The sequence below is a fragment of the Halobacterium zhouii genome (assembly GCF_021249405.1).
In the GTDB taxonomy this organism is placed as follows: domain Archaea; phylum Halobacteriota; class Halobacteria; order Halobacteriales; family Halobacteriaceae; genus Halobacterium; species Halobacterium zhouii.
Window position 1 is genome coordinate 2,043,664 of sequence record NZ_CP089593.1, and the last position, 14,316, is coordinate 2,057,979.

The 14,316-nt window shown below is 68.9% G+C and carries 18 protein-coding genes; 7 read left to right on the forward strand and 11 right to left on the reverse strand.

The features are described from left to right. Positions 1 to 94 precede the first annotated feature (94 nt). Positions 95 to 1,453 carry a M28 family peptidase gene (locus LT970_RS10705; protein WP_349292212.1) on the forward strand — a complete coding sequence of 453 codons (1,359 nt, stop codon included), beginning with the start codon at positions 95 to 97 and terminating at the stop codon, positions 1,451 to 1,453. Between the two features lie 3 nt (positions 1,454 to 1,456). On the opposite strand, the gene truA is transcribed toward LT970_RS10705, so the two are convergent. Together truA and hisS are read right to left on the reverse strand one after the other, a co-directional pair. Further along, complete coding sequence (gene truA, locus LT970_RS10710; RefSeq protein ID WP_232686462.1) at positions 1,457 to 2,251, reverse strand: tRNA pseudouridine(38-40) synthase TruA; 795 nt, start codon at positions 2,249 to 2,251, stop codon at positions 1,457 to 1,459. A 3-nt stretch (positions 2,252 to 2,254) separates the two neighbouring features. After that, on the reverse strand, positions 2,255 to 3,553 hold the full coding sequence (hisS, locus tag LT970_RS10715; protein WP_232686463.1) for a histidine--tRNA ligase: 1,299 nt from the start codon (positions 3,551 to 3,553) through the stop codon (positions 2,255 to 2,257). 158 nt (positions 3,554 to 3,711) lie between these two features. On the opposite strand from hisS, the gene LT970_RS10720 reads away from it, so the two are divergent. Continuing rightward, on the forward strand, positions 3,712 to 4,059 hold the full coding sequence (locus tag LT970_RS10720) for a four-helix bundle copper-binding protein (RefSeq protein ID WP_232686464.1): 348 nt from the start codon (positions 3,712 to 3,714) through the stop codon (positions 4,057 to 4,059). Between the two features lie 32 nt (positions 4,060 to 4,091). On the opposite strand, the gene LT970_RS10725 is transcribed toward LT970_RS10720, so the two are convergent. The 3 genes from LT970_RS10725 to LT970_RS10735 are packed head-to-tail and all read right to left on the reverse strand — an operon-like array spanning position 4,092 to position 6,110. Continuing rightward, positions 4,092 to 4,799, reverse strand: a complete 708-nt coding sequence (locus tag LT970_RS10725) for an energy-coupling factor transporter transmembrane component T family protein (RefSeq protein WP_232686465.1) — start codon at positions 4,797 to 4,799, stop codon at positions 4,092 to 4,094. Positions 4,800 to 4,830: 31 nt separating this feature from the next. Further along, complete coding sequence (locus LT970_RS10730; RefSeq protein WP_232686466.1) at positions 4,831 to 5,529, reverse strand: energy-coupling factor ABC transporter ATP-binding protein; 699 nt, start codon at positions 5,527 to 5,529, stop codon at positions 4,831 to 4,833. Continuing rightward, positions 5,529 to 6,110, reverse strand: coding sequence for a biotin transporter BioY (locus LT970_RS10735; protein ID WP_232686467.1), 582 nt, complete (start codon positions 6,108 to 6,110; stop codon positions 5,529 to 5,531). Before LT970_RS10735 ends, LT970_RS10730 begins: the two co-directional genes overlap by 1 nt. Before the next feature lie 97 nt (positions 6,111 to 6,207). On the opposite strand from LT970_RS10735, the gene LT970_RS10740 reads away from it, so the two are divergent. Then, positions 6,208 to 6,807 (forward strand): conditioned medium-induced protein 4, encoded by a 600-nt coding sequence (locus LT970_RS10740; RefSeq protein WP_232686468.1) that lies wholly within the window; start codon positions 6,208 to 6,210, stop codon positions 6,805 to 6,807. Positions 6,808 to 6,882: 75 nt separating this feature from the next. After that, positions 6,883 to 7,530, forward strand: coding sequence for a CRISPR-associated protein Cas4 (locus LT970_RS10745; protein ID WP_232686469.1), 648 nt, complete (start codon positions 6,883 to 6,885; stop codon positions 7,528 to 7,530). A 36-nt stretch (positions 7,531 to 7,566) separates the two neighbouring features. On the opposite strand, the gene LT970_RS10750 is transcribed toward LT970_RS10745, so the two are convergent. From LT970_RS10750 to LT970_RS10760, 3 genes are all read right to left on the reverse strand, one after another. Continuing rightward, the gene (locus LT970_RS10750; protein WP_232686470.1) at positions 7,567 to 8,163 is read right to left on the reverse strand and encodes an L-threonylcarbamoyladenylate synthase; all 597 of its coding nucleotides are present in this window, start codon (positions 8,161 to 8,163) and stop codon (positions 7,567 to 7,569) included. 82 nt (positions 8,164 to 8,245) lie between these two features. After that, a complete protein-coding gene (locus LT970_RS10755; RefSeq protein ID WP_349292263.1) occupies positions 8,246 to 8,758 on the reverse strand; it encodes a redoxin domain-containing protein in 513 nt (170 codons plus the stop codon). Further along, positions 8,755 to 9,048 carry a glutaredoxin family protein gene (locus tag LT970_RS10760; RefSeq protein WP_232686472.1) on the reverse strand — a complete coding sequence of 98 codons (294 nt, stop codon included), beginning with the start codon at positions 9,046 to 9,048 and terminating at the stop codon, positions 8,755 to 8,757. Before LT970_RS10760 ends, LT970_RS10755 begins: the two co-directional genes overlap by 4 nt. 108 nt (positions 9,049 to 9,156) lie before the next feature. Here LT970_RS10760 and LT970_RS10765 point away from each other — a divergent pair, with 108 nt between their 5' ends. Further along, complete coding sequence (locus LT970_RS10765; RefSeq protein ID WP_432419599.1) at positions 9,157 to 10,542, forward strand: hemolysin family protein; 1,386 nt, start codon at positions 9,157 to 9,159, stop codon at positions 10,540 to 10,542. 21 nt (positions 10,543 to 10,563) lie between these two features. On the opposite strand, the gene LT970_RS10770 is transcribed toward LT970_RS10765, so the two are convergent. The 3 genes from LT970_RS10770 to LT970_RS10780 form a co-directional block, all read right to left on the reverse strand. Further along, positions 10,564 to 10,857, reverse strand: a complete 294-nt coding sequence (locus LT970_RS10770) for a hypothetical protein (protein ID WP_232686473.1) — start codon at positions 10,855 to 10,857, stop codon at positions 10,564 to 10,566. Positions 10,858 to 10,942: 85 nt separating this feature from the next. Further along, complete coding sequence (locus LT970_RS10775; RefSeq protein ID WP_232686474.1) at positions 10,943 to 12,118, reverse strand: inorganic phosphate transporter; 1,176 nt, start codon at positions 12,116 to 12,118, stop codon at positions 10,943 to 10,945. A gap of 169 nt (positions 12,119 to 12,287) precedes the next feature. Further along, a complete protein-coding gene (locus LT970_RS10780; protein WP_232686475.1) occupies positions 12,288 to 12,968 on the reverse strand; it encodes a DUF5828 family protein in 681 nt (226 codons plus the stop codon). 135 nt (positions 12,969 to 13,103) lie between these two features. Between LT970_RS10780 and upp the strand changes: the two genes are divergently transcribed. Continuing rightward, positions 13,104 to 13,781 (forward strand): uracil phosphoribosyltransferase, encoded by a 678-nt coding sequence (gene upp, locus LT970_RS10785; protein WP_232686476.1) that lies wholly within the window; start codon positions 13,104 to 13,106, stop codon positions 13,779 to 13,781. Between the two features lie 68 nt (positions 13,782 to 13,849). Continuing rightward, entirely contained in the window at positions 13,850 to 14,077 is a 228-nt protein-coding gene (locus LT970_RS10790) for a DUF7569 family protein (protein ID WP_232686477.1), read from the forward strand. Positions 14,078 to 14,316: the final 239 nt, after the last annotated feature.

Below are 14,316 nucleotides of genomic sequence, written 5' to 3' on the forward strand. Positions count from 1 at the left end.
GTTCGCAAACGGCGTCCCACTTGCCGGGGCTCCACCTCGAAATTAACGTTCGGCGGGGCGTAGCTTTTCCTCGCCGGCCCGCCTACCGGCGGACGTGACCGACGACGACTCCACCGGCGTGGACGCCGCGAACCGACTCCCGGACGACGTGGCTCTCGCGCTCGGCCGCGCGTGGGCCGACGACGCGCCGTGGAACGTGCTCACCGCGCTCACCGAACTGGACGACCAGATGACCGGCCACCCCGGGGAGCGGCGCGCGGCGGAACTCGCCGCCGAGGCGTTCGAGGACGCCGGCGCGCGAGACGCCAGCATCGACACCTTCGACCTCCCGGTGTGGACGCGCGGGGACTGCTCGCTCGCGTTGACGGAGCCGAAACAGCGCGAATTCGACGCGATAGCGCTCCCGTACGCGCCCGCCGGCGACGTCGCCGGGTCGCTCGTGGACGTTGGGTACGGCACCGAGTCTGCGTTCGAAGACGCGGACGTCGCGGGGAACGTCGTCCTCGCCTCGACCGACAGCCCACCAGAGGGTCGACTCGTCCACCGCATGGAGAAGTACGGGCGGGCCGTCGACCGGGACGCCGCCGGCTTCGTCTTCTACAACCACAAGGACGGCCAGTTGCCACCGACCGGGTCGCTCCGGTTCGGGCGCGAGGCCGAGATTCCCGCGGTCGGCGTCTCGAAAGAGACGGGTGCCTGGCTCCAGGAGTACGCCGACCGCGACGGCACGGTCTCGCTGTCCGTCGACGCCACCACCGAGCCCGGAACGGGGACGAACGCGCACGCACGCCTCGGTCCCGACACCGACGAGGAGGTGGTGGTGGTCGCGCACCACGACGCCCACGATATCGCAGAGGGCGCACTCGACAACGGGTGTGGCGTGGCGACCCTCGCCGCCGCGGCCCGCGTGCTCGCGGACCTCGACCTCGACTGCGCCGTGCGCGTCGCCACGGTCGGCGCGGAAGAGGTCGGCCTGCTCGGCTCCCAGGCGCTCGCGAGCTCGCTCGACCCAGAGCGCGTTCGCGCGGTCGTGAACGTCGACGGTGCGGGCCGTTACCGGACGCTCCGCGCGTTCACGTTCGGCGAAGACGCCTTCGAGTCGGCCGTCGACGCCGTCGCCGAGCGCGCGAACCGGCCCGTCGAGACCACCGCCCACGTCCACCCGTACAGCGACCACTGGCCGTTCCTCCGGCGCGGCGTGCCGGCGGTCCAACTCCACAGCGTGACTGAAGAGCGTGGTCGCGGGTGGGGGCACACGCACGCCGACACCCGCGACAAGGCGGACGCACGGAACCTCCGCGAGCACGGCATGCTCGCCGCGCTCCTCGTGCAGGACCTCGCATCACGGGACGTTCCTCGCCCCGACCAGGACGCGCTCCGCGGGCGCCTGCTCGACGCCGACCAGCGGCCGGGCATGGAGGCCGCAGGCGTCTGGCCCGAGAACTGGGACTGACGGCTATATCTCGTCCGCGAGGTGGCCGGCGACCGCGGTGAGCGCGCGACGGTCGTCCCGCAACCGCCCGAAGCGCATTCTGGCGTCAGCGGCGGCGTCCTCGTCCTCGACGAACTCGAGGTCGTAGTTCACGTCGTGCAGCACGAGCGGTTGCGGGTCCGCGGGCGGCACACCGTCAGGCCCCTCCACCGGCGCTTCACCCAGCACCGTCTCGATGCGGTCGAACGACGCGCCCCCAGCGACCTCCGCGACGAGCGAGACGACGCGGCGCACGAGTTCGCGGGTGAAGCCGCCCGAGCGCAGCGTCACCACGAGGAACTCCCCGCTTCGCTCCAGACTGCCCGAGAGGTCGCGAACGGTGTTCTCGTCGTCGGGCGTGAGGTTGTGGAAGTCGTGCTCGCCACAGAGCGCGTCGAGCGCGCGAGCGGCGCGGTCGTCGTCCACATCTGGAGCTAGCCAGTAGTACCGGTATTCGCGCCACTCGGCGTCGTGCGTCGCGTGGAAATCGGGCGGCGCGTCGGCGTGCGCCCAGACGCGGATGGCGTGGGGCAACTCTCCGTTCAGGACGTACGGCGTGAGCCACTCGGGCGCGTCGAACGCGACAGTCTGGGCGCGCGCCGACACCCCCGCGTCGGTGCGGCCCGCGGCGGCGTAGCCCGGCGGCTTCCCGCCGTCCGTCGCGTCGAGTCGCCCGAGCGCCGCGAACAGTTCACCCTCCACGGTCGTCGCGTCTGGCTGGCGCTGGAACCCGAAGTACGGCCGGCCGTCGTAGGCGACGCGGAAGGCGCGGCGGGGCACGAGCTACTCGAAGTCAGCGAGCGTCGGGCGGTCGAAGTCCCCGGGGAACTCCTCGAACGGAGCAGTCGTCTGGTCGCCCGACTCCATGTTTTTCACTGTTACTTCGCCGTTCGCGAGGTCCTGCTCGCCGACGATGACGACCGTCTCCGCGCCGATGCTGTCGGCGTAGTTCATCTGTGCGCCGAAGCTCCGGTCGTTCACGTCGGTCTCCACGACGTGGCCCTCGCTCCGGAGGTCGCGGGCGACGCGCGCGGCCTCCGCCTCGGTGTCGCCGACCTGGAGCACGTAGTAGTCCGTCTCGAGGTCGCCCTCGGGGAGCACGCCGGCGCGCTCCAGCAGGAGGTTCAGGGGCGCGTGGCCGGGCGCGACGCCGACCGCGGGCGTCGGCTGGCCGCCGAAGCTCTCGATGAGGTCGTCGTAGCGCCCGCCGCCGAACACCGAGCGCCCGATGTCGCCGGTGGCGTCGAAGCACTCGAAGACGACGCCGGTGTAGTAGTCGAGGCCCCGCGCGGTCGTCAGCGAGACGTCGCAGTACTGCCGGACGCCGAGGTTCTCGGCGGCGTCGAGCACGTTTCGGAGGTTCTCGACGGCGTCCGCGACGCGGTCGGTACCCGCGAACTCGACGAGCGCGTCGAGGTCGTCGCCCGCGAGCAGGTCGTCGAACTGTTCGGCCTGCGAGCGCGAGAGGCCCGCCGCCGCGAGGCCGTCGAGATATTCGGGACGCTCGATCTTCTCGCGCTTGTCCACGGTTCGGATGGCGTTCTCGACGTCGACGTCCGCATCGAAGGCTTCGAGCAGGCCGCCGAGGATGTCGCGGTGGCTGACGCGGAACTCGAAGTCCTCGCCCGTCAGTCCGAGGTCGGTGAGGCCGTCCGCGGCGACGGCGAGCACTTCGGCGTCGGCACGCGGGTCACTCGACCCGAAGATGTCCACGTTCGTCTGGTAGAACTCGCGGAAGCGGCCCTGCTGGGGTTCCTCGTAACGCCAGAACGCGCGTGTGGAGTACCACTTGATGGGCTTGGAGAGTTCCTGCTGTTTCGCCACGACCATCCGCGCGACGGTGGGCGTGAGTTCCGGCGTTAGCGCGACGTCCCGGCCGCCCTGGTCGGTGAAGGAGTAGAGTTCCTCGACGATGCCCTCGCCGGACTTGTCGACGTACATCTCCGTGCGCTCCATCGCGGGCGTCCCGATTTCTCGGAACCCGTAGCGCCGCGCGGAATCCTCGAGCGCGTCGAACGCCTCTCGGCGTGGCCGCATCTCGCGGGGGTAGAAGTCACGAAATCCCTTGAGTCGGTCGTACATGCACACTGATTGGCCCGTCCCGCGCTTGAAACCTTCCGTTCCGTGTGACTGCCCGGCAGTCGGCCCGACGACGGGAGACCGACACGCCTGTTTCCGGGGGTGAAACCGCACCAAGTGGCCAGAACGCTATTTCGGACGAACGCCGTCACCCTATCCCGATGACACTATCAGAACTCGGGTTGAGCGATGTCGAGAACGAGTGCATGGACAACTGCTGGGAAGCCGTGCAGGCCTGCGAGTGGTGCGCCGACAAGTGCCTCGACGAGGACATGGACATGTCGCAGTGCATCCGCCTCTGCCGGGACACGGCCGACCTCGCGAGTGACCACGCGCGATTCATGGCGCGCGACTCCGGCCTGACCGACAAACTCACAGAGGCCACCGCCGAGGCCGCCGAGGAGTGCGCCGAGGAGTGCCGCCAGCACGACCACGACCACTGCCAGGTCTGTGCCGACGTACTGGAGGACTGCGCCGAGTCCTGCCGCGAGATGATGCAGTCGGCGTAGAGCGGTGTCCACGGCCGCTGACTGTGTGATAATCAGACGAGCGCCGACGCCGTGAGCGTGACTCCGACGCCGGTCGCCAGCCAGTCCATAGGCCGGTACGAGAGGGGTGGTTGCGTCGGATTCCACGCGAAACAGCGAGCGCGAAGCGCCACACTCAGGCGGTCAGCGCGCTCGAACGCCCGCCGGAGACCGCCGACGGCGACGAGGCGAACGCGCTCGCGGAGCGACCGTTCGCTCCCGAGGCGGGCGTTCACGGCGTTCCGCCGACCCGCCAGGTCCGACTGGAGCACGGGGAGGAACCGGAACACGAGCGCGACGCCGACACCCGTCGCCTGGCCGAGGCGTCCGGGCAGTAACCACCGCACCGCCGCGCGCGAGTCGCGAACGGGCGTGCTGTAGACGTACGCCGCCGCCACGAGCAACACGAGGAGCACGCGGTACGAAGCGAGGGCGGCGTGGAACGCGGCGTCCGAGCGAATCCACGGCGGCCCGAGTGTGAGTCCCGCCGCGAGCGGTCCGAGCACGAGAAACGGGAGCGCGAGCCAGAACTCCCCGAGCGCGTCGAGTGGTGACGCGCCTGCGAGCAGTGGCGCGGCGACCGCGAGCGGCGTCAGCGCTGCGAGACCGATGGGGGTGGTGTGTGCGAACGCGGCGACGGCGAATCCGAACTGGAGCGCGAGTTTCGCGCGCGGGTCGAGGCCGTGCAACGGGGCGTCACCGGGGCGGTACGCGAGCGTCACGGCGCCGGCACCTCGACGCTACGCAGTACGCTCACGGCACCCGCACCCCCAGGTCGGGCAGTTTCTCGCGCACGTCCTCCGGCGAACCGCGTACCGCCACCTCGCCGTCGCTCAGTGCGACGACGCGGTCCGCAATCTGCCAAACGTCGCGCAGGTCGTGGGTGACGACGACGAGACTCGTTCCGTCGGCGTGCAGGTCCTGCAGGCGTTCGAGGACGGACTCGCGCGCTGGCCAGTCGAGGCCGGTGAACGGTTCGTCGAGCACGAGGTGGTCGGGTTGCATGGCCAGCGCGCCCGCGATGGCGACCCGGGCTTGCTCGCCGCCCGACAGTTCGTCGATTCGTTCGTCGGCGCGCTCCGCCATGCCCACGTTTTCGAGCGCGTCGGCGACTCGCTCGTTCACGTCGGCTCGCGGGAGGCCGAGGTTCTCCGGACCGAACGCGACGTCCGCGCCGACCGTCGCGGAGACGAAGCCGTCGCGTGGGTTCTGGAACACCATCGCCACGCTCGCGCGCGTCGCCACGAGGTCGTCGGCGACGGGCGTGTCGTTTACTAGTACGTCGCCGGAATCCGGTTCGAGCAAGCCGTTGAAGTGGCGAACGAGTGTCGTCTTCCCGGAGCCATTCGCGCCCGCGACGAGCACGCACTCGCCGTCGGGAATCGCGAGGTCGACGCTGTCGAGGGCGGCAGTCTCGCCGTACCGATGTGTCACGCCGCGGAGTTCCAGCATCAGGCGGCGTTGAGTTCGTCGGTGCGCGCGATGCCGACCGCGGCGGCCATCTTGATGGCTTCCGCGGGGATGAACGGAACCGCGTAGAGCATGAACGCGCGGTAGAGGCCGAGGTTCTGGACGACGGCGGCGCCAACGGTCCCCATCGCGTAGATGACGGCTGTGGCGAGCGTCATTCCGACGACGAGGCGCGCGGGATGTACTTCACTCGGGTCGCGGAGGTCGTTCGTGCCGTGAACGACGGCGCCGACGACCGCGGCGGCGACCGGGCACGCCCAGAGGAAGCCGCCAGTGTTGCCAAGGAGTGCGCCGATGCCGGAGCTACCGCCGAGGAACACTGGTGCACCCGCGGCGCCCGCGACGAGGTAGAGCGAGAGCGACGCGCCACCCCAGACGGGCCCGAGGTAGATGCCAGCGAGGAAGACGCCGAGTACCTGCAGCGTGATGCTCGTGGGTGAAATCGGATTGGGGAACGCGACGTACGCGAACGCCCCTGTGAGCGCGGCGAACACCGCCGCGCGGGCGAGGTTTTCGACTGTCTCGTCGCCGACGAGGTCGACCGCTTGCGTCTGTGCGCTCATGCCCCACCGACTCTCGTAAACCCGTTTCAATTAACCGATTTACGTCGCGGCTGCCGACAGACATTTATCTACTCCCACCGTCACGTTCGCACCATCGATGAACGAGAAAACCGAGGAGCTACGGGACATCTTCGTCAGCGTGACCGACGAGGACACCGTCACCGAATCCCAGGAGGAGGGGCACGGCTCGCTCGCGTCCGAGGCGGAACTCGAATCGCGTCTCGAGTCCACCGTCGAGGGGATGCGGGAGGACCTCGAGTTCGCCACTGACCGGGGTGACGAGGATCTCGTCACCGTCGTTCGGGAGTTCTACGCCGGCGAGTCGGACGCCGACATCGCGACCGAACTCGAGGACGGCGACGCAGAGACGGTCCGACACGCCCGGATGGACCTCCACCTCCTCCGGGACGACGACACCGACGCGCCGGTCGACCTCGACTCGGTCCAGGAACTCGACGACGAGGGCGCCAACCTCGAGGCGCTCGCGGCCACGCTCGACGTCGAGGAGTCGACCGCACACCGCTACCGCCGAATCGCGCGCACGAGAGACGAGATACAGCGCGTCAACGACCGCTACCGCGCGGAGTTCGAGAACCTGCTGCGCGACCGCGAACTCTCCGAACGCCTCACCAGCGAGGTCCACGAGGACGGCCTCGAGGAGGCCACCGAAGGCCAGGAGACCGACGTAGAACTCTAGACGCACTGAGCGCGGCCGAACCGTCTCGATTCTCGCTGCGAACGTTCAAATACCAGAGCGGGACCACCCACTCGCGTGCCCGACACCATCGCGTTCGGCGAACTCGCCCGCGCGGCGTACTGCCCGCGCCAACTGTACTACGCGCGCCGCGACGACGCAGACCCGCCGCCCGAGTACGAGCACGCCCGCGACCTCGCGGGGCGGTACGACGACCTCGCGGTCGCCTCGGAGGCCGCACTCGCCACGTTCGACCTCGCGGTGCCGCCGCCCGAGTTCCGGCGGAACCTCGACGCCAGCCTCGCGAACCACTCGGCGGTCGCGGACCCGGACGAGACGGACGCGTTCCTGCAGGGCAAGGACGCCCACGGGCGCGCCGACAAGGTGTTGACCGACCCGTTCGCGGTGAGCGTCGTCACGCACGGCGACCCGCCCGACCAGGGCGTCTGGGAGCCACAGACCGTCCGGGCCGTGGCCGCCGCGAAGGCGCTGGCGTGGCGCGAACAGACCCCCGTCGAGTGCGCGTTCGTGGAGTATCCGCGCCACGGCGTCGTCCGCTCGTTCGCGCTGACGACGCGCCGGAAAGCCACGTACAGGCGCGCACTCCGCGCCGCCCGGAGCGTCGACGGGCCGCCACCCCGGTTACACGACGACGCGAAGTGCGACGCCTGCGAGTACAGCGACGAGTGCGGCACGAGGACGCGAACGCTCCGCTCGCTACTGTAGCGCCTGTCTCGGCAGGAACTGAGCGGGTCGTGAGGGCTACTCGTGCTCCCGTAGCCAGCGTTCGACGGCGGCGGCGTTCGCACCGCGGCGCAGTATCTCACCGGCTTCCACGTCGACGACGGTGCTCTCGGTGCCCGCCGCCTCGCCGGCGTCGAGCACTGCGTCCACGTTCGCGAGCAACTCGTCGTCTAACTCGGCGGGGTCGGTGACGCTCGGTCGTCCGCTCACGTTCGCGCTCGTCGCCGTGATGGGCGCGACGCGCTCTAGGAGCGCCAGCGCCACCTCGTGGTCGGGGACGCGCACGCCGACGCGCTCACGGCCGCCCGTGAGTTCGTCGGGGACACTCGCGTGCTTCTCGCAGACCACGGTGACCGGGCCGGGCAGGAATTCGGTCATGAACTCGCGCTCCGTCTCACCGACGCGAACGCACTCGAGTGCGCTGTCGGCGTCCGGGAACGCGAACGAGAGGGGTTTGTCCCGCGACCGCTGTTTCGCCTCGAAGACGCGCTCGACGGCGTCCGGGTCGAGGGCGTCCGCGCCGAGGCCGTAGACAGTTTCGGTTGGGTAGACCACGAGGCCACCGTCCTCGATGGCGGCCGCGGCGGCGTCGAGGTCCGCGTCGCTCACGCTCATACGCGGTGGTTGGGCGGGACGCGAAAAAGCGTTGTATGTCTGCGGTGGCGGTTCCGGCGCGGCGGCCGCGCCTGTGCCGGCGCTACAACTCGTCGATGGCCGCCTCGACGTCGTCGTACTCGGGGAACTCGGGCCACTCCTCGGACACCCACGCGTACTCGACTGTGCGGTCTTCGGCCACGAGGAAGACGGCGGGCCGGGCCTCGCTCACGCCCGCCATCCCGTCGAGGTCGTGCTCGACGCCGTAGGCCTCGGCGACACCGTTCTGCGGGTCGCTGAACAGCCCCTCGAAGGCCTGGATGCCGCGGTCATCGATGGTCGTGGCGTGCTCGTACGGCGAGGAGACCGAGACGCCCGCGACCTGCACGTCGTCGGCGACGCCGCGGTCGCGGAGTTCGTTGTAGACGTACGTCGTCGGAAACGCGCCGTCCATCGGCGTGAACACCAGCAGCACGGGGCCCTCGGCGAGCAGGTCCGACAGCGCGACGTCCTCCCAGTAGTCAGTCGTGACGAGCGGGCGCGTGAACGCCGGGGCCTCCTCGCCCTCCGTGACGTGGTCAGCGTCGGGCAGCGAAACGACGTCGAAGTCCATCAGCTACCACCCTCCCCGTACGTTCGCTCGAGGTACGTCACGATGTTCGCGCTCTCGGCCATCGTTACGCCGGTGTCGTCGTCGACGATAGCGGGGACGGTCCGCGTACCGACGATCCGGGCGACGGCGTTCCGTTCAGAGTGCAGCGGTTCGACGAACCGGGAGTGGTAGTCGATGCCGAGTTCGTCGAGTTTGCGGACGACGCGCTCGCAGAACGGACACGCCTGGAGGCGGTAGAGCGTGACGTCGGCGTCGCTGTGCGCCGGTCGGGGCGGTGCTGGTCCGTCGCTCATGTCCGGAAAGTCGGGCGATGCGCGGGTAAACGCTTCGCCCGCGGCGGTCCGTGCGGCCTCTGGGGAGCAAAGTATTAATCCGGGCGCCCGAAAACGTGGCGTACTGGAATGGGCTTACCGTTGTCTCCGCTCGTAGTGACGGTGTTCGGCGTGGAGTTCAGCACGAACGCCATCGCTGCACTCGGCGCCGTGGTTATGGTCGGGCTGATGGGCCTGTCGGCGTTCTTCTCCTCCTCGGAAATCGCGATGTTCTCGCTCGCGCGTCACCGCATCGACGCGCTCATCGAGGAGGGGCAGGCCGGCGCAGAGACCGTCGCCGACCTGAAGAGCGACCCGCACCGCCTGCTAGTCACGATTCTCGTCGGGAACAATCTCGTGAACATCGCGATGTCCTCCATCGCGACCGCGCTCGTCGGGATGTACGTCACGAACTCCGGTGTCGCGGTGCTCGTCTCCACACTCGGCGTCACCGCGCTCGTCCTGCTGTTCGGGGAGAGCGCGCCGAAGTCCTACGCCGTGGAGAACACGGAATCCTGGGCGCTCTCTATCGCCGGGCCGCTGAAGTGGTCCGAGCGCTTGCTCTATCCGCTGGTCGTCACGTTCGACTACCTGACGCGCGCGGTCAACCGCGTCACGGGCGGTCGAGCGGCCATCGAGACGAGTTACGTCACGCGCTCGGAGATCCAGGACATGATCGAGACCGGAGAACGCGAGGGCGTCATCGAGGAGGACGAACGCGAGATGCTCCAGCGCATCTTCCGGTTCAACAACACCATCGCGAAGGAGGTGATGACGCCGCGCCTCGACGTGACCGCGGTCTCGACGGAGGCGTCCGTCGAGGAAGCGATCCAGACGTGCACGCAGGCCGGCCACGAGCGCATCCCCGTCTACGAGGGCGAACTCGACAACGTCATCGGCGTCGTCAGTCTCGAGGACCTGGTCCGGGAGTACCTCTACGGGGAGTCCGACGACCTCGAACTCGACGACCTCATCGAGCCGACGCTCCACGTCCCCGAGTCGAAGAACGTCGACGAACTCCTCCAAGAGATGCAGGACGAACGCGTCCAGCTCGTCGTCATCATCGACGAGTTCGGCACCACGGAGGGTCTGCTCACGGCCGAGGACATCACGGAGGAAATCGTCGGCGAGATACTCGAGGGCGAGGAGGAGCTCCCCATCGACTTCGTGGAGGAGGACACCGTGCGCGTGCGCGGCGAAGTGAACATCGACGAAGTGAACGAGGCCCTCGAAATCGACCTGCCGGAGGGCGAGGAGTTCGAGACCATCGCGGGGTTCATCTTCAACCGCGCCGGCCGCCTCGTCGAGGAGGGCGAGTCATTCCGCTACGAGAACGTGGAGTTGACCGTCGAGCGCGTGGAGAACACGCGCATCATGGAGGCCCTCGTCACCCGCCTCCCGGAGCCCGACGACCGGGAGACCGGCGGCGAGGACGGGGACGAACCTGAGGACCTCTCGGTCGAGGAAGAGGGCTGACCTGCTGCCCTCAACTGATTCTCACGCGAGCAGGACGTACACCGCAGCGGTGGCGACGAACGCGAGCGCGAAGATGACGATCGCTTCGACGCGCCGGTCGACGTGTTCGGTGCCCCGCGCCACGCTGCCGGGGTTCCGACTGTAGTACGCAGCGAGCGCGACCCCCGCGACGCCGAGTGTGAGGTAGCCGGCGCTCCCGACGCCGAGACCGTCCGCGAGCAGTCGTTTCGCGCCGCTGCCGGCGTTCCACAACCCGAACAGCGCCCAGAATCCCGCGATGAACTGCGCCCGCGTGAAGTACCCTGTCTCGCTCATGCCGGGAGTCTCGGACCGACGACAATGAACGTATCGCCGGCGTCGAAGTGGCGGGCAGCGGTGGTCGAACCGCCGCTCCGAGCCGTCACACCACCGCGTCGATGGCGGTGAAGCCGACGTAGCCGACCACGAACGCTATCACGAGCGACGCGACCCACGCGAGGACGGTGAACGCCATCTTGCGGCCGCTAACGCCGCTGCCGGTCGCTGCGGCGTACCCCGACCCGACGATGGCGCTGACGATGATCTCGTTGAACGAGACGGGGATGCCGAAGAAGACCGCGGACTGCGCGATGGCAAAACTGGGGATGAGCGCGGCGATCGAGCGCCGCGGCCCGAGACTTGAGTAGTCCTGACTGAGTGCCTTGATCATCCGCGGCGCGCCCGTCCACGACCCCACGAGCAGGCCGAGGCCGCCGCCGACGAGAACGTACAGGGGGATGGCGTCGCCCTGGATGAGCGGGAGCAGCGGGCCGATGGCGAGGCCGACCTGGCTGCCGCCCGCGGAGAACGCCACGAGGCCGCCGAGCGCGAGCAGGAAGTGCCGCTGGCCGCGCGCGGCGTCGCCGACGATGTCCCGGCGGAGCGCGAGCGCGACGAGTGCGGCGACAGCGAGGGTCACCGCGACCTGCACGACGGCCGTGGGTTGGCCGGCGCTGACGGCGACGGCGCGCGCGAACGAGCGACTCACCTCCGGCGGTCCGAAGAACGCGAACTGGATGCTCGCGACGACGACGCCGACCACCGCGCCGAGCGCGGGGATGAGGACGGCGTCGGCGTCGACGTGCCGAAGCGCCCACGCGATACCGAAGGACGCGCCGCCGCCGACGAACGGGACGAGCACCCACATGATGGCGACGACCTGGTACTTCGCCCACGCCGGGTCGCCGCCCATCGCCAGCCCCGTGCCGACGACGGCACCCGTGACGGTGAACGCGGTGGCTATCGGATAGCCGGTGAACACGCCGATGGCGACGAGCGCGGCGGCGGTGATGAGCGCCACCGTCGCCGCGATGGGTGAGAGCGTGACGCCGACGACGAGTTCCTGGCCGACGGCCTCCGAGACGTTCGCGCCCTGGAGAACGGCGCCAGCGAACCCGAGGATGCCGACGACGAACCCGGCGCGCATCACGGGGATGGCGTTCGCGCCGACCGCGGGTGCGAACGGCGTCGACCCGGAGGATCCGGCACCGATCGCCCACGCCATGAACAGACTCGCGAGTGCAGCGACGGCAAGCGTCACTAGCCCCGACCCAACCATTGTGCTCCCTCTCTGCGCGGGTGAAACAAGAGAGTACCGACCGAAGGTGACTGGTCGTCCGGAAGCCGGCGACCTGGCCAGTTCGTCGTCGCGTCCGCGGTCAATTCGTTGTCGCGTCCGCGGTCAGTCCGTCGTCGCGTCCGTCGTCAAGTCGTCGTCGCGTCCACAGTCAGTTCGTCGTCGCGTCCGCGTCGTCGTTCTGTACGGGCGGTTCGACGCCCTCCGCGGCCTCCGCGGTCTCGGTGTCCCGCTCCGTGTTCACGTGCCAGCGCTCGATATCCTCGAAGGACTGGAGGTGTTCGCGGACGGCCTCCTTCAGCGCGTCGTCGTTGACGTTCACCTCGAAGACGAACTCGTCCTGGCTCCGCACGCGCTGGATGTTCGCGCTCACGAGGTCGTTGTCGAAGTAGTACGGCGCGACCTGCGTCATCACGTTCTGGTACACCGCGTTCTCGACCCGCCGGAGCGCCTTCCGGCCGGCGGTGTCTGCCGCCCGCTTGACGTGGCCGAGGGAGTCCTGCCACTTCTCGACTGCGCCATCCTCGCCGTTCTCGAGTTTCTCGTAGGACTCCGTGAGACGTTCGCCCGCCGTCTGCAGGTCCTCGTCGGGGGACTGTCCGGCCTTCTCGCCGGCGCCCTCGTCGACGCTCGCCTGGTCTGCGGTCTTCTCGTTGACCTCCTCCTCGATGCGCTCGTGGGACTTCGGCCGCCACTCGTTCCACGCCTCGAACGCGTCGGGAACCGTCTCGTCGGCCCCCGCTTCGCGGAGCGCCTGCGTGACGCGCTCGCCGTGCTCGACGATCTCCCCCCAGGTTCCGCGCTGCTTGAACCCGGAGATGCTCTCTTCCATTGGGGCTACGTACCGCCTCACCCGATATACATCTTGTCGCTCACGTGTGAACACGAGACAGAGCGGCCGCGCCGGCGGCGCACGCCATCGCGCGCCATAGCGGGTTTTATGCCGTCGCGGCCTCCCCGACTAGGTATGCCCATCGAGGACCGGGGCGACGCGCACGTTCTCACGCACGCGCTCGCCAAGGACACGCTCTCGAAGATCCGCGACGTCGAAACAGAACAGGTCGGCTTCCGCAAGGGACTCGTGAAACTCGGCCGCATCTCCGGCTACGAGATCATCGACGGCGCGATGGACACCGAGTTCGTCTCCCTGGAGACGCCGCTCACCGAGACGACGGGCGAGCGCGTGAAGGGACTCGACGACGTCGTCATCATCAACGTGTTGCGCGCCGCGACGCCGTTCGTCGAGGGCCTGCTGAAGGCGTTCCCGCGCGCGAAACAGGGCGTCATCAGCGCGGGCCGCGACGAGGAAGCCGGCATGAACGAGGAGGGCGAGTTCCCCATCACCATCGACTACGTGAAACTCCCGGAGATCAAGCCCGAGGACACCGTCATCGTCGCGGACCCGATGCTCGCAACCGGGTCGACGATGTGTACAGTCCTCGACCACGTCACCGAGGAGGCCCCGGACCCCGAACACCTGTTCGTGCTGTCGGCCGTGAGCGCTCCTGATGGGTTGCTCCGCGTCAGCGAGCAGTTCCCGGAGGCCGACCTGCTCACCGTCTCCATCGACGACCACCTCGACGAACACGGCTTCATCGTGCCCGGGCTCGGCGACGCCGGCGACCGGGCGTTCCGCACGACGTAACGCGACCTGTTCTCCGACTCCGTCGCCACGACGCAGGGTATAAGGCGGCGCCCTTCGACGTGGATTCCATGAGCGACGACGCGGACACGGCTCCCTGTGACTGGTGTGGGGACGCGGTGACGAACCCGCTGGCCCGCACCGTGCGCGTGACGGTGGACCGCTCGGAGATAGATAGCCAGCGGCTCTGTCCCGAATGTTTCGCGAACTGGATCGACCGCTACGACGAGGAGATGACGCCGGACGACGACGACCAGCCGACCATCGCTCACGACGACACCGACATCATCGTCGACTGAGAGACGGCAGCATCGTCGGTTGAGGGACGACAGCATCGCCGATTGAAAGACGACAACATCTCCGGTTGAGAGACGACAGCATCGCCGACCGAAAAGTGACGGCATCGCCGACTGAGAGACCAACAGCGTCGCCCACCTGACGATGGCGGTCGCCGTCCTCGAACCGACGGTAGACGGCAGCCGGATGGGGTGGGTTTCCACTCCAGAACACCCCGTTCCAGCAACCCCTCTTCTTCACC